Origin of the sequence: Syntrophotalea acetylenivorans (assembly GCF_001887775.1) — a bacterium.
GTDB lineage: Bacteria > Desulfobacterota > Desulfuromonadia > Desulfuromonadales > Syntrophotaleaceae > Syntrophotalea_A > Syntrophotalea_A acetylenivorans.
In genome coordinates this window covers 695790-709728 of record NZ_CP015519.1, presented here as the reverse complement: position 1 = coordinate 709728, position 13939 = coordinate 695790, and the positions used below count along the sequence as shown (strand labels likewise).

The window sequence follows — 13939 nt, the reverse complement described above, 5'->3', positions numbered from 1 at the left end:
ATAGTCCGTTGACTCTTAAGATATGCGTAATAGGAACACTTCCACCTCCGGTCGGTGGCACCAGCGTATCGCTGAAGCATCTAGTAAGCTCTCTACAGAGCAGGGATGATGTTCGGGTCCGGGTTATCAATACAGGTGGTATTCGCAGTACGGGGTTCAAGGCAATCCGGCAATTTTTGAGGACTGTTTTTGAGATCTTTCGTTGTGTTCGTGACGTTGATGTTGTCACACTGCATGTCGGGCTGGGTGCATTGCCCTTGATCGGTCCTTTTGTTTATACCGCCTGCCGTTGGTCAAAAAAACCGTTTCTGATCAGGCGGTTTGGAGGAAATGATCATCGGGAGCTTAAGGGGCTGAAAGGCTTTGTCGGCGAGTGGGTCATACGGAGAGCCAATCTTTATCTGGTTCAGACCCGGGTTCTGCAGCAAGGGGCCAAGGATGCAGGGCTTGAAAGGGTAGAGTGGTTTCCCACCAGCAGGCCTTTGCCGGGAACTTTCTCTGACTGTAGCGGAGGTAGGGCAAAATGCAGACGATTCGTGTTTTTAGGGCATGTTCGCCCTACTAAGGGCATTCCGGAACTAATCGCCGCGGCGGAGCGCTTTGACGATAGTGTATCGGTTAATGTATATGGACCGTTTTATGATGGCCTGAAGGAAGACGTTTTCAACCAGTGCAAACGTGTCAGTTATTGCGGTGTTGCCGAACCGGACAGGGTTCCGGAAATACTTCAGAACCACGATGCGCTTATTTTGCCCACCTATTATGTCGGGGAAGGGTATCCCGGAGTGATACTGGAAGCATTTAATGCAGGAATTCCCGTCATTACGACGATATGGAAAGCCATACCTGAAATTGTCGATGAAACATGCGGAATACTGATTCCGCCTCAAGATGCAGATAGTTTATATAACGCCATGTCCGACATGGTCGTTGATGGGGCGATGTATCAGACTTTATGTCACGGCGTTCAAAATCGAAGAGCCCTGTTTGATTTTGAGAAATGGACAGACCGTTTTGTGAGTTATTGTATGCATACCAATACTTCCTTTCGAAAAAGCCACAAAATGCCGCAGGAAAGGTGATGTGATGATATCAATATTCAATTTGTCCATGAGTTTAAAAAGAACCTATTTAGCCTCGGTTATAGTAGCCCTGTTTTTCCTTATCAGTATCAGTGGAATTATTTTTCCGTCGTTGAGTGAATGGTCCGCAAAAATAGCCAACAGAAACTATAACGGGGAAGGCCTTATAGAATATATTGAAGCACTCTGCTGGCTATGCTCTGCAATTATATTTTTGATGATATTTCTTAAGTATTTTAGGAAAAATGGCTGGAATATGGTTGCTTTCTGGCTTGTTGGCTTTTCTCTGTTTAGCTTCGTATGTTTTGGAGAAGAGCTGAGCTGGGGACAGCATGTTTTTCAATTTGAAACAACGAAAATTCTGCAAGAATACAACAAACAAAATGAATTCAATGTACACAATTTAAATATCTGTAAGATTTGCGGCCTTCCCGATGGTGACCCAAGGTGCAATTATTTGCGTAACTTTAATATCATACTTAACCCTTTATTTTACTTAATTTGTGGAATTGTATGGTTTGTCATTCCATTTATGAAAAAAATAGGGATTTTTGTCCGGAATAAATTGATTTCAACCTTGCCATCTCCTTCGTTGAGTACCGCCATTTTTTGCGGTGTCAATTTAATTGCCTATCTACTGATCGATAAACTTTTTTTCGATGTCGGAGAAATACTGGAGCTAGCTTTGGCCTTCGTCGGTTTAATGACCCCTTTGGATATAATTACCAGAGAAGATATTAATTCTGGGGATGGCCCCGTCTTAAATGATGCTGTTTAGAGAGTTGAATATATGATTTCTCTCTTGCTTTGGTGAGGAGTTGTGATTTGAAAATTATCAATGTTGTCGGGGCTCGCCCCAACTTTATGAAAATTTCACCGATTATCGATGCCATGAATCGATATCCGGATCGTATTCACCATATTCTTGTGCATACCGGTCAGCATTACGATCAAAAGATGAGCCAGGTCTTCTTTGAAGAACTGGGTATGCCGAAACCCGATATAGACCTGGGAATCGGTTCCGGATCGCATGCTGAACAGACTGCCCGTATCATGGTGGAATTCGAAAATGTTTGTATTAAAGAGCAACCTGACCTGGTAATCGTGGTGGGAGATGTGAACTCAACCATGGCCTGTACCATAACCGCCAAAAAACTCGGGATTCGTGTTGCTCATGTGGAAGCGGGACTTCGTTCCCGTGACATGACCATGCCGGAGGAGATTAACCGGCTCTGTACCGACGTATTATGCGATGCGCTTTTCATCACAGACTACATGGCAGGTCAAAACCTGAAAACCGAAGGCGTTGCGCAGGACAAGATATATTTTGTCGGCAATGTCATGATCGACACCTTGCTAAAGCACAAGGAGATGGCCGAACGACTCAGTCTTCGTAAAGACCTGGGTCTTGGTTGTCGGCAATATGCCACTCTAACGCTTCATCGACCTTCCAACGTGGACGATAAAGAAACCCTGGTGGAAATCCTGGAGGCATTAAATGAAATTTCCAGGGAACTGCCCATTGTTTTCCCTATCCATCCCCGCACCCGCAAGATGGTAAGCGAGTTTGGTCTGGATCATTTTTTTACCACGGGGAACAAGGTTGAAGGAATCTGGCTCACGTCTCCCCTCGGATATCTCGAATTTCTGCACCTGAATATGGGCGCCACGATGGTCCTCACTGACAGCGGGGATTGCAGGAAGAAACGACGGTGTTGGGAGTTCCCTGTATCACCTTGCGGCACAATACAGAACGACCAATAACCTGTGAAGAAGGGACCAATGTCATTGTTGGAAATAGTCGAAATAAAATTCTGGAGGCAGCTGAACGGATTCTGAATGGCCAATTTAAGGGTGGAAAAATACCGGAGAAATGGGACGGTAAGGCGGCGGAAAGAATCGTTGATGCCATACTCGATATGAACTTCCATGCCAGTTAATTAGCACCAGGCTCAACAGGAGCAACATGCTTGGAAAACTGTCTGTTTATATGCCTACGTTGTATCGTCTTGGCTTGAACAACGTAGCGGTCGTAGCCTTGTACAGATTGGCCATTCGTTCCGGTCTGATTGAAAAGCTGCTCCCAAAGGGCAGGAACTATGAAGGAGCATTTTTCACCGCTGAGCCTGTTTGCTGTGATAGCCCATCTCAACCATCTTTGAGCGGTTCCGTTGTCAAGGAAGCTGAAGACATCCTGCAAGGCAAAATCAAATACTTTTCGCATCAGTTCATCGAAGTGGGCGCGCCGCCTGACTGGTTTAGAAATCCTTTGACTGGTCGCACCTGCAAAGACCCTGAGCGGCATTGGTCGAAAATCGGTGATTTCAATCAGGATGTTGGCGACATCAAGGTTTGCTGGGAACTTTCGCGTTTTGATTGGGCACTTGTTTTGGCCAGGGCCTATGGCAAGACAGCTGATGAACGTTTTCTTGTCACCTTAAACTCCTGGGTAGCGGACTGGATTAAGCATAACCCCCTCAACGCGGGCCTCAATTGGAAATGCGGTCAGGAGAGCAGCATAAGATTACTACAGGTGCTGCTGACCGGCTTTTTGCTCGGGCAGGATCAAAACCCGAGTACTAGGCTTATCCGATTTATTGCGGAACACTGCGGCCGCATAGCGCCTACCATAAAGTACGCCATAGCCCAGGATAACAATCACGGGACGAGTGAGGCGGCCGCCCTCTATGTCGGTGGTGCCTGGCTTGAAAAATTCGCCAAACAACCCAGGCTCAGAACCAATGGCCGCCGGTTTAAAAAGAAAGGCCTTAAATGGCTGGAAAATAGGGTACAAAAACTGGTAGCGATAGATGGCAGTTTTTCTCAATATTCCATCAATTACCACCGACTTCTTGTGGACACCTTGAATATCGTAGAGTTCTGGCGCCGTCAGTTGAGACAGAAGGAGTTTTCTGCCAATTATTATGCCCGATGTAAGGCTGCGATTAACTGGCTGTATCAGTTGACGGACGAAAGCGGAGATGGTCCTAACTTGGGGTCCAATGATGGTGCCCGGCTCTTCGTTCTTTCGGACACCGACTACCGGGACTTTCGCCCAACAGTGCAGCTCGGCATGTGCCTTTTTTATGACGGCAAGGTGTATCCATCCGGACCGTGGGATGAGCCTCTTAAATGGCTCGAGTTGACGAATGAACGTCTGCCTATGGTGAGCGTTTCTCAGAGTGCCTGCGATTTTCCTGACGGAGGCTATGTGGTGATCAGGGGCGAGGACAGGACATGGGGTGCCCTGCGTTATCCGAACTTCTGTTTTCGCCCAGGCCATGCCGACGCCTTTCATTTGGACTTGTGGCATCGGGGTGACAACCTGCTGCGCGATTCGGGATCTTATTCTTACAATGCCGAAGAACCCTGGCAGAGTTACTTCTCATCCACCAGAGCCCACAATACTGTTGAGTTTGACGGACGGGATCAGATGCCGCGACTCAGCCGGTTTTTGCGCGGGGGCTGGCTGCAAATGGAGCAACCGGGAGAACTGAGCTTTTCGAATGGACAGACATCCTGGTCCGGTTCCTATCGCGATTATCGCGGGGCTAGTCATAAGCGTACCATTACCAACGTGGGCAGTCTGTGGAGAGTCGTCGACGAGTTAGGTGGAATCGAAACTAAGGCTGTTTTACGTTGGCGCCTGGCACCTGGGAATTGGTTGGTTGATGGCTTGAAATGTGTTGGAGAACAGTTAGAGATAAAAGTATCCGGTAACGTAGCGATCAGTCGTTTCGAATTGCAGGATGGTTGGGAATCGCGATTTTATCTGCATAAAGCGCAGATTCCTGTGCTGGAAATAGAGATCAACGCTGCAGAGGCTATTATTACCTCTGATCTTTACATCAACCCTTGAGGTGACTATGAAAATTTTATATTTTCACCAGTATTTCTCGACTCCTGAAGGAGCAGGCGGTCTTAGGTCGTATGAAATGGCCAAGGCCCTGATTCAACGGGCCATGAGGTCACCATGGTTTGCGCGGCTACTTTTCTTGGCAGGACCGGCCTTTCCGGAGAGTTCAAAGGGGGCAAGCGTATTGGATATGTCGATGGCATCAAGGTGATCGAGCTTGAATTGCCCTACTCGAACTACGACAGCATATATAAAAGAAGCATTACCTTCTTACGCTTTTCCCTGCGCAGTTTAAAAATTGTCCTTACTGAAAAATACGATCTTATCTTTACCACTTCCACTCCTTTAACCGTTGGCCTGCCCGGCATTGTCGGTTCCTTTTTCCGGCGAAAACCCTTTGTTTTTGAGGTCAGAGACCTGTGGCCGGAACTCCCTCGCGAAATGGGAGTTATCAGGGATCCCCTTGTGCTTAAGGCCATGGATATCCTGGAATGGCTTTCTTACCATTCCGCCAGAAAATGCATCGGTCTGTCTCCGGGGATTGTGGAGGGGATCAAGCGGCGCGGTATCGATGACGCCGACATAGCCATGATTCCCAATGGCTGTGATCTGGATCTTTTTACCCCCTATGCCGAAGAGACTTTCCTTCCGGAGGCTATTTCCGAAAACGATTTTGTGGCCATTTTTTCCGGCGCCCATGGCATTGCTAATGGACTCACTGCTGTATTGGATGCGGCTGCGGAATTAATCAAACGGCACAGATCCGACATCAAGCTGGTTTTTATCGGGGATGGAAAACTCAAGCCGTCCCTGAAACAGCGCGCCGAAGCGGAAGGTTTAACCAATTGCCTTTTTCTCGACCCCGTGCCCAAAAAGCAGCTGGCCTGTTTGCAGAGGGCCGCTCATGTGGGGTTGATGATCCTGGCCAATGTTCCGGCTTTCTACTATGGCACCTCACCCAACAAGTTTTTTGATTACATCGCTTCCGGTTTGCCGGTACTGAACAACTACCCAGGCTGGCTCGCCGGCATGATCAAAGACCATAAATGTGGCCTCGCGGTCCCTCCCTCTGACCCGAAAGCCTTTGCAGATGCCCTGGAATACATGGCGGAACACAGGGACGAATTGGTCGAAATGGGGAAAAATGCCCGTGCTCTGGCTGAGCAGGAGTTTGGCCGCGGCATTCTCGCCGAAAGATTTGTCGCCTGGCTGGAAGGAGCCGCCGAATAAGTACTAAATACGGCCATATCCACATGGTTTTTTGCATATGATCCTGTTTCAATAGTGAGGTGACTATGAGCGCCGAATTCATTACCCCAGATGATCCCAGGTGGAAGGCCTTCCTGGCCAAAGCTGCTCACGATTTCTATCACCTTCCGGAATATGTCTCTTTTGCCGCCAGATACGAAGAGGGCGAGCCGGTGGCCTTCCTCGCTGAAGAACAGGGTGCGGGCCTGTTGCTGCCCTTACTTATCAGACCGCTGCCAGAAAATCTAAATATCCAGTCTGATGGTTGCGATGCCCTGTCTCCTTACGGTTATCCCGCCCCAATTCTTTATGGCTCTCCTGATGAAAACGCTATAGACGCTCTATGGCAAAAGTTTATTGAACTGGGAAAGGAGCGTGGGCTTATTTCGGTCTTCATGCGTATGCATCCCTTGCTTTCTTTTCCCAAAGAGACGTTGCAAAAATATGGGTTGCTGATACAGCATGGCCAGACCGTTCATTGCGATTTAAGTTTATCTTGCGAAGACATGCTGGGGCAGACTTGCAAGAATCATAAACGTAATATCAGGAAGTTACAGAACAATGGATTCTCAACAGTAAGGAATGCTTGGACATTCTGGCACCAGTTCATGGATGTTTACCGTGCAACGATGCGAAGGGTCGAGGCAAAAGGGTTCTATCTTTTTTCCGATGAGTATTTCGATGATCTTAAAAAGGCTCTCAAAGACAAACTCGATTTATGGGTGGTGCTCTCTGCCGATGGCGAGTTCGCCGCAGGTGCTGTGTTTACGGTGACAAACGGTATCATCGAGTATCATCTGGGAGGGACTGCCGAACAATTTCTTGGTGTGGCGCCTAGCAAGTTGATGTTTTACGACGTGCGGAATTGGGGAAAAGAGGAAGGGCATCGCGTATTGCATCTGGGAGGCGGATTGGGGGAGAGGCCGATTCCCTGTTTAAGTTCAAGGCGGGCTTTTCCAATGATTATGCAGACTTTTTTACCTTTCGCATGGTGCTTAACCATGAGGAATATGATCGACTGGAAGAAAAATGGCGTAATTTGTCTGGACAGGTTAGGCAGGACAGGGAGGCTTTTCCGGTCTATCGGCAGGATTTTTGACCGATACGCAACTACTTGCCCAAAAGGTTTTTGAACTCTTTGGTTAAGAGCGGGACGATTGTAAACAGGTCCCCAACCAGTCCATAGTTGGCAAACTTGAATATGGGGGCATCCGGATCTTTATTGATGGCAATAATTAGATCCGATGAAGACATGCCCGCCAGATGCTGAATCTGACCGCTGATGCCGCAGGCAATGTATATCTTCGGGCAGACGGTTTTTCCGGTCTGCCCCACCTGATGCGAGTAGGGAATCCAGCCGGCATCTACTGCCGCACGGGACGATCCAACACCCGCTCCTAGAACTTCAGCCAGGTCACGAATTAATTTGAAATTTTCTGGCTTTTGCAAACCACGGCCGCCGGAGACAATGATATTGGCTTCGGCGATATTCATGGTGGTTTCCTGTTCGGGCTCGAAGCGTAAGCGCCGTGTGCGTGATCGCAACAGCTCGCTCGCTATCTTTTCCAGCACAATCTCACCGTTATGCCCCTCAACGACCTCGGCTTCTTTCATGACCTTGTGGCGCACCGTAGCCATTTGCGGGCGGTTGTCAGGACTGATGATGGTCGCCATGATATTGCCGCCGAAGGTTGGACGGGTCTGTAAAAGATCACCGGTTTCCGGAACAATCGACAGGCCGGTGCAGTCGGCCGTGAGGCCGGCGTTAACCGCCACCGCCACCCGTGGCGCCAGGCTGCGCCCGATGCTGGTGGCGCCGTAGAGTAAAATCGCCGGTTTGTGACGGCGGACCAGCTCACTCAGTACATTGGCATAGGGTTCATCCTGAAAGTAGGCCAGCTCTGCGCGATCGACAAGATGCACTCGATCGGCTCCCCGCGAGGTGAGGGCGGTTACCTGTTTTTGGATATCGTGTCCGATCAAAACGGCGCAAAGGGACATTCCCAAGGTATCCGCAAGTTTGCGACCCTCGCCCAGTAATTCATAGGCTATGGGTTGAACCACCCCATTTTTCTGTTCCGCAAATATCCATACGTCATAATAATCATTCAAATCCTGAGCAACGCCCTGTGCTTGACGTATCTCGATGGCGTCATGGGGGCAAACCTCAAGACAGGCCCCGCATAAGGTGCACTTGGGTACATCGACCACTGCCAGATCATTTTGCAAGCTGATAGCGGCAAAGGGACATGCCTTAACGCATAACCCGCAACCGATGCATTTAGTTTTTATGATGCAAATAGGATCCATGGGTCTGTTTCACTTTCAATAGTCCTATAACGCTGCCGTTATGATCGCCTCTTTGATTTTATCCACCAGGGCGTGAACGATTTGGTCGGCCTCTCCGGTCATAACCTCACCACTGCTTCGTGGGGGAGGACTGAAAACTGTTAATACTTTGGTCAAAGACCCCTCCAGCCCGAGCTTTGAGGTGTCACAGGCAAGGTCCTTCGCCTGCCAGTGGGTAATGGGTGCTTTGCGGGCGTTCATAATGTTTTTCAATGATGGTAGCCGGGGCTTATTAATCTCCTTAACCACCGTCAATACACAAGGCAACTCTGCTTCGAGCACCTCGACTCCCTCCTCCAGCATGCGTTGGGCCACAATAAGATCCGGAGTCATTTTTTCAATTTTGCGCACATAGGTTATCTGGGGTAAATCGAGGTGCTCAGCAATGCCTGGTCCGACCTGGGCTGTGTCCCCATCAGCCGCTTGTTTGCCACACAATATCACGCTGTAATCCCCAAGTTTTCGTATGGCCGTTGCCAGGGTATAGCTGGTAGCCCAGGTATCGCTGCCGATAAAAGCACGGTCGGAGAGCAGAACAGCATTGTCGACTCCCATAGAAATCGCTTCGCGGAGGGCACTTTCAGCCTGGGGCGGCCCCATGCTGAGGGCTGTTACCTGCCCGCCCAGTTTCTCGCGAAGGCGTATGGCCTCTTCTATGGCATACATGTCGAAGGGGTTGATGATGGAAGCGACACCGTCCCGTTGCAGGGTGTTGGTCTCCGGATTAATCGTTATGTCCATCGTATCCGGGACTTGCTTAATGCAAACGACAAAATGCATAAGGTCACCCTCTAAGTTTGGAAAATCCGGACGTTGCAACTACAGGTTACCCAAACGTCGTAAATGGGATGATTCCTTCTGGATGGCTGTTTGAGTCAAAGTGACCAATCCAAAGAATTTTCTATAATTTTAGTTTTTCTGCGAGGGTTAGCAACAATAAATACGTAACAGGCGTGACGGATTGTCTGGAAAGTTCCCTGACAGTGGTTGCGGGCCATTGAAAGGGATTTCGAATCGTTCATATTTGACCGACTCAACACCTTGTTATTGATATGGAATATTTCCCTCGTAAAATGAGTTGCCTGGGTTTCCTTGTGGGAGACCTCTGATTCATTTTAAGCATTTGGAGAGGTCTTTTTGTTTTAGCCTTCCGGGAAGTTATTCAGGCTTCTCAGGTTGAGCCTTTATCGATGATTGATATACTTTCGACATAACGAATTTTTTAAACTGTCACCGGCTGGCTCATATTTCTGAACATGTTTAATAGGGTGCAAAAATTCCTATGAATTTTGACCCCGGGATATTTAAGAGACGAGGAGCGATACAGGACGACGCAGTTCTTCATGCCAGGGAGGAAAGACCTAATGAGGACGATCGACAATATCAGGCATTTTATAACCTCCGAGATTTGTGGTGGAAATTGCGAACCCATTACCGACACCGATTTGCTCATCGATCAGGGGATTATCGACTCTATGGGAATTATCGTTCTATTGGAATTCCTGGAGAAGAAATTTGCCGTCACTATTGAAGGTGACGAATTGCTCCCCGAAAATTTCGCCACCCTTGCAGCGATTTCCTCCTTAGTCGACAAAAAAAACGGCATCGTTGGGGAGGGTTGATATGGAATTCGTCTTGAGCGATGAACAGATAGATTTGCGAGATGCGGTTATCCGCTTCGCCCGCCAGGAAATCGACCATGACCTTCCCAGCTACGATAAAGAAGGAAACTTTCCCTTCGAATCATGGCAGAAGTGTGCCGACATGCAGATCATCGCTCTTCCCTTTGCTGAGGCGTATGGCGGTTGTGAAAGTGATTTCCTGACAACCGCTATTGTGTTGCAGGCGCTTGGCTATAGCTGCATGGATTCTGGACTGGTTCATGCTCTTGCTACGCAAATCCTCTGTGGCCTGCAGATCCAACAGTTCGGTAGCCCGGAGCAGAAGCGAGGCTTCCTGCCAGCGCTATGCCGTGGTGAAAAGATCTTTGCGCAAGCGATAACCGAGCCCGGTGCCGGCTCCGATGCCATAGGGGCCATGAGCACTCGAGCCGAAAAGACGGAAGATGGTTATGTCCTGAATGGTTCGAAGATGTTTATTTCCAACGGACCGATAGCGGATGTAGTCATCGTTTTTGCCCTTACCGATTCTAAAGGGAGTCGCCTTGGCGGTGTCTCCTGCTTTATGGTCGAGAAGGAAACGGCGGGTTTTGAGCGATGCCGCTCCATAGAAAAGATGGGGTTATCCACCCTGCAGAACGGGGAACTCGTTTTCGATGATTGCTATGTGCCGGAATCCGCTCTGCTTGGCCGGGTAGGGCAGGGGGCGATCATCTTCAACGAGTCGATGGAGTTAGAACGGAGTCTCCTTCCGGCTGCCCACCTTGGAACCCTTGAGCGGGTGCTGGAGACCTCTATTGCCTATGCCAAAAAACGCTCCTCCTTCGGCAAGACTATCGGTAAACACCAATCGGTGGCCAATAAAATTGTTGATATGAAAATTGCTTTTGAACTTGGCCGTTTGATTTTGTACAAGGCTGCAACCCTTAAAACCCAGGGTAAGAGAGCCGCCATGGAGGCCTCCATCGCTAAATTGTACATTAGTGAGGGCCTGAAACAAAGCTGCCTGGATGCTGTTCAGGTTCACGGCGGCTATGGCTTTTCCAAGGAATACGAAATCGAAAGAGATCTGCGAGACAGCATTGCAGCCACCATCTACTCAGGTACCAGCGAGATGCAACAGGCCATTATTTCGCGCTTGATGGGGCTTTAATTATGGATGGGAACCTCGTTCAACATTACCTGCACCATTCCCCGGTGTCGCCGGCCAAGGTGGCCTGTACCGATGGGCGCAGGTCTATCACCTATGCCGAAGTGGCAGACCTTTCCAATCGCCTGGCCACCTTGCTGAAGCAATATGGAGTCCGCCGCCAGGACCGGGTGGCCCTCTGTTTAAACCGGTCGGCATCTTTTCTTCCAGCCGTTCTGGGTATTCTTAAAGCTGATGCGGTATATGTCCCGCTCGATCCCAACTCCCCGCCGGAAAGGTGGCAAAAGATTGTGGCCGATTGCGCGCCGACTGCCATCTTATGTGACAGTCAGACAATCCTGCCTCTAGCGGAGACTGTTAAGGCGTCTATACCACGTATCTTTTTCGCGCCCCGTTGCGAACTGCCTCTTGCCGGTGTTGAAGCGGCAGCGGCGATAGAAGATGTCCTGGCAAGTTCGATGAGGGCACCCCCGTGCAGTAACGAGCCCGATGACCTGGCTTATGTACTGTATACCTCAGGATCGACCGGTGCCCCTAAAGGGGTCATGATCACTCATCGAAATATATGCAACTATATTGACTGGGCGGTCGACTATTTTGCCATAAATAGTGAAGACCGACTTCTAGGTACGGCTCCTTTTCATTTCGACATGTCCACCTTTGATCTATGGTGCCCGATTAAGGCCGGGGCTACTCTCTGTCTGGCGGATAAAGCCCTGACTCTGTTTCCAGAAAAACTTCTGGGGTTCATGGAAGCGGAGCAAGTCACTATCTGGAAGGGTATCTCCTCTCTCCTTTTCTATATGGACCGGGCCGGGGTTATTGCTCCAGGGAGAATTCCTACCATGAGCCGTGTTCTTTTTGGCGGCGATGCGCTGCCGACTCGCACTCTTATCCGTTGGATGGAAGCATTCCCGGACAAATCATTCTTCAATGTTTATGGGCCCACCGAGGCCACGGGTATTTCCCTCTGTTATCCAGTTAAAAATATACCGCAAGAACCTGGAGAGCGTATTCCTATCGGTCGTTCCTGCAAAGGGATGAAGGCGGACCTGCTCGATGAAAGCCTCCTGCCTGTTCCGAATGGAACGGTTGGTGAGCTTTGTTTGACCGGTCCAGGTCTGGGAAAAGGTTATCTGAACGATACGGAGCGTACCGCCCGGGTGTTTTTTACGGTAAGGGTCCCGGGAGCTTCCGCAGAGAACTGGTACCATACCGGAGACCTGGGATTGCGAAGGGAGGATGGCAATATCGAGTTTGTCGGCCGCAAGGATCAGCAGGTTAAGGTCATGGGCTATCGTATCGAATTGGGAGAGATTGAACAGGCGCTCCGGGCCATCGATGGGGTTTGCGAGGCGGCGGTAGTGACAGCAGACCGGGGCGGGATGGAGGAGTTGGTTGCTTTTGTCGAGGACAATGGCGGAACTGACCACGCATTTATTATGGCACGATTGCGTGACCGTCTTCCGGGATACATGATGCCTCGGCGTTTGTTGCCATTGGCGGATATCCCCCGATGTGGAAGGGGAAAAATTAATCGTGCGGCGCTGCGAGCGTTGGCCATGGAGACCAAACATGCGGATCGATAAGACATCCGTCGAGCGTTATCTGGCGACGATTCAAGAAATCGGAGCGTCGGTGCGACTGACAGACTGCCATGCTCATCCTTATGAAGTAATGTACGACGATTGCAGATACGAGCCTAATTCAGAAGTGGCCGGAGTTTATAGTACCGGAAAGGCGTGTTATGTGCCGCCAATGAGTGCCGCTATTTCTCTCGAAGCTCCGGCATCGCCAGATCCTGATACGCCTCGTGATTTGGTAGAACGAATGATGCTGTTGACCATGCGGCGCCGTTTTACCCATACCGGGCCCCAATATTGGCTTGATCAGGCGCGTCTTGCAGGATTGGGGAGATTCGTTCTTTTGGCTGTGGCACAGCCGGGCCGCACCGCCGATGTTCGAATGGCGGAAATGGCCAGGATGTTCGGTGATGACCCTCATTTTTTATGGGGCTATAGTTTGCCAAATACGCTGGCCCCGGAAAGGGTCGAGGAGGACATCCAGCAAGCGATCAAAAAGTACGAAATCAGCGTACTTAAAGTCCATCCGACATTATCCGGGCATGAGCTCACTGCAGTGGAAGGGCGTGCGCGCGTAGATGCTCTTTTAAAGACGGCCCAGAAGGTTGGTATGCCGGTGATTGTGCATGGCGGGAAGAGCCCAAGCGTGAGATATCCGCCAACGGCATGTCAACAGGGCGAATTAGACCATCTGGCCAAACTCGATCTGGCCGGGTCTTGCTACCCCATCGTCATCGCCCATGCCGGAGCCTTTGGGATCGGTGCCGAAGAGTTTCAACGTCGGGTTTTGCCGCAGTTACATGAGCTACTTTCCAAATATGATCATTTGTTGGTGGATACCTCCGCTTTGTCGGTTGATGTGCTTAGCGTGCTCGTGGGTCAGGTAGAACCTGAGCGGATCCTTTTTGGTTCAGATGCTTTGTATGAGCTTTCCTGGAAAGCGGCTGTCAAGCTTTACTGGGTTCTGGAACAACAATTTTCCCGACCGGAAGACCTGTTTGCACTGATTGCAGGTGAGAACCCGGAAAAATTGTTCATAAAGGAGGTTTAGA

Annotated in this window: 10 protein-coding genes and 2 pseudogenes; 10 read left to right on the top strand and 2 right to left on the bottom strand. The window is 49.7% G+C overall.

What is annotated here, in order from left to right; translation table 11 throughout:
* Positions 1-8 precede the first annotated feature (8 nt).
* The 6 genes and pseudogenes from A7E78_RS03315 to A7E78_RS03290 all read left to right on the top strand — a co-directional run bounded on the left by A7E78_RS03315 (position 9) and on the right by A7E78_RS03290 (position 7319).
* On the top strand, positions 9-1082 hold the full coding sequence (locus A7E78_RS03315; protein ID WP_072282902.1) for a glycosyltransferase family 4 protein: 1074 nt from the start codon (positions 9-11) through the stop codon (positions 1080-1082).
* Between the two features lies 1 nt (position 1083).
* Positions 1084-1860 (top strand): hypothetical protein, encoded by a 777-nt coding sequence (locus A7E78_RS03310; protein WP_072282901.1) that lies wholly within the window; start codon positions 1084-1086, stop codon positions 1858-1860.
* 86 nt (positions 1861-1946) lie between these two features.
* Positions 1947-3022: pseudogene (gene wecB / locus A7E78_RS03305) on the top strand (non-hydrolyzing UDP-N-acetylglucosamine 2-epimerase).
* Between the two features lie 26 nt (positions 3023-3048).
* The gene (locus A7E78_RS03300; RefSeq protein ID WP_072282900.1) at positions 3049-4941 is read left to right on the top strand and encodes an alginate lyase family protein; all 1893 of its coding nucleotides are present in this window, start codon (positions 3049-3051) and stop codon (positions 4939-4941) included.
* 7 nt (positions 4942-4948) lie between these two features.
* A pseudogene (locus A7E78_RS15700) lies at positions 4949-6168 on the top strand (glycosyltransferase family 4 protein).
* A gap of 65 nt (positions 6169-6233) precedes the next feature.
* Positions 6234-7319 (top strand): GNAT family N-acetyltransferase, encoded by a 1086-nt coding sequence (locus A7E78_RS03290; protein WP_072282899.1) that lies wholly within the window; start codon positions 6234-6236, stop codon positions 7317-7319.
* Here A7E78_RS03290 and A7E78_RS03285 read toward each other — a convergent pair.
* Complete coding sequence (locus A7E78_RS03285; RefSeq protein WP_072282898.1) at positions 7297-8496, bottom strand: electron transfer flavoprotein subunit alpha/FixB family protein; 1200 nt, start codon at positions 8494-8496, stop codon at positions 7297-7299. The genes A7E78_RS03290 and A7E78_RS03285 overlap by 23 nt on opposite strands.
* 24 nt (positions 8497-8520) lie before the next feature.
* Entirely contained in the window at positions 8521-9315 is a 795-nt protein-coding gene (locus A7E78_RS03280; RefSeq protein WP_072285027.1) for an electron transfer flavoprotein subunit beta/FixA family protein, read from the bottom strand.
* A gap of 584 nt (positions 9316-9899) precedes the next feature.
* Here A7E78_RS03280 and A7E78_RS03275 point away from each other — a divergent pair.
* From A7E78_RS03275 to A7E78_RS03260, 4 genes are read left to right on the top strand one after another with little or no spacing between them, the layout of a single operon-like run.
* Complete coding sequence (locus A7E78_RS03275; protein WP_072282897.1) at positions 9900-10157, top strand: acyl carrier protein; 258 nt, start codon at positions 9900-9902, stop codon at positions 10155-10157.
* Position 10158: 1 nt separating this feature from the next.
* A complete protein-coding gene (locus tag A7E78_RS03270; RefSeq protein WP_072282896.1) occupies positions 10159-11307 on the top strand; it encodes an acyl-CoA dehydrogenase family protein in 1149 nt (382 codons plus the stop codon).
* A gap of 2 nt (positions 11308-11309) precedes the next feature.
* Positions 11310-12893, top strand: a complete 1584-nt coding sequence (locus tag A7E78_RS03265; protein ID WP_072282895.1) for an amino acid adenylation domain-containing protein — start codon at positions 11310-11312, stop codon at positions 12891-12893.
* Entirely contained in the window at positions 12880-13938 is a 1059-nt protein-coding gene (locus A7E78_RS03260; RefSeq protein WP_072282894.1) for an amidohydrolase family protein, read from the top strand. Before A7E78_RS03265 ends, A7E78_RS03260 begins: the two co-directional genes overlap by 14 nt.
* Position 13939: the final 1 nt, after the last annotated feature.

Bases quoted from the DNA above. Each gene is read 5' to 3' on its own strand.
- A7E78_RS03300 (WP_072282900.1), top strand. From the start codon at position 3,049: ATGCTTGGAAAACTGTCTGTTTATATGCCTACGTTGTATCGTCTTGGC.
- A7E78_RS03290 (WP_072282899.1), top strand. From the start codon at position 6,234: ATGAGCGCCGAATTCATTACCCCAGATGATCCCAGGTGGAAGGCCTTC.
- A7E78_RS03285 (WP_072282898.1), bottom strand. From the start codon at position 8,496: ATGGATCCTATTTGCATCATAAAAACTAAATGCATCGGTTGCGGGTTA.
- A7E78_RS03280 (WP_072285027.1), bottom strand. From the start codon at position 9,315: ATGCATTTTGTCGTTTGCATTAAGCAAGTCCCGGATACGATGGACATA.
- A7E78_RS03275 (WP_072282897.1), top strand. From the start codon at position 9,900: ATGAGGACGATCGACAATATCAGGCATTTTATAACCTCCGAGATTTGT.
- A7E78_RS03270 (WP_072282896.1), top strand. From the start codon at position 10,159: ATGGAATTCGTCTTGAGCGATGAACAGATAGATTTGCGAGATGCGGTT.
- A7E78_RS03265 (WP_072282895.1), top strand. From the start codon at position 11,310: ATGGATGGGAACCTCGTTCAACATTACCTGCACCATTCCCCGGTGTCG.
- A7E78_RS03260 (WP_072282894.1), top strand. From the start codon at position 12,880: ATGCGGATCGATAAGACATCCGTCGAGCGTTATCTGGCGACGATTCAA.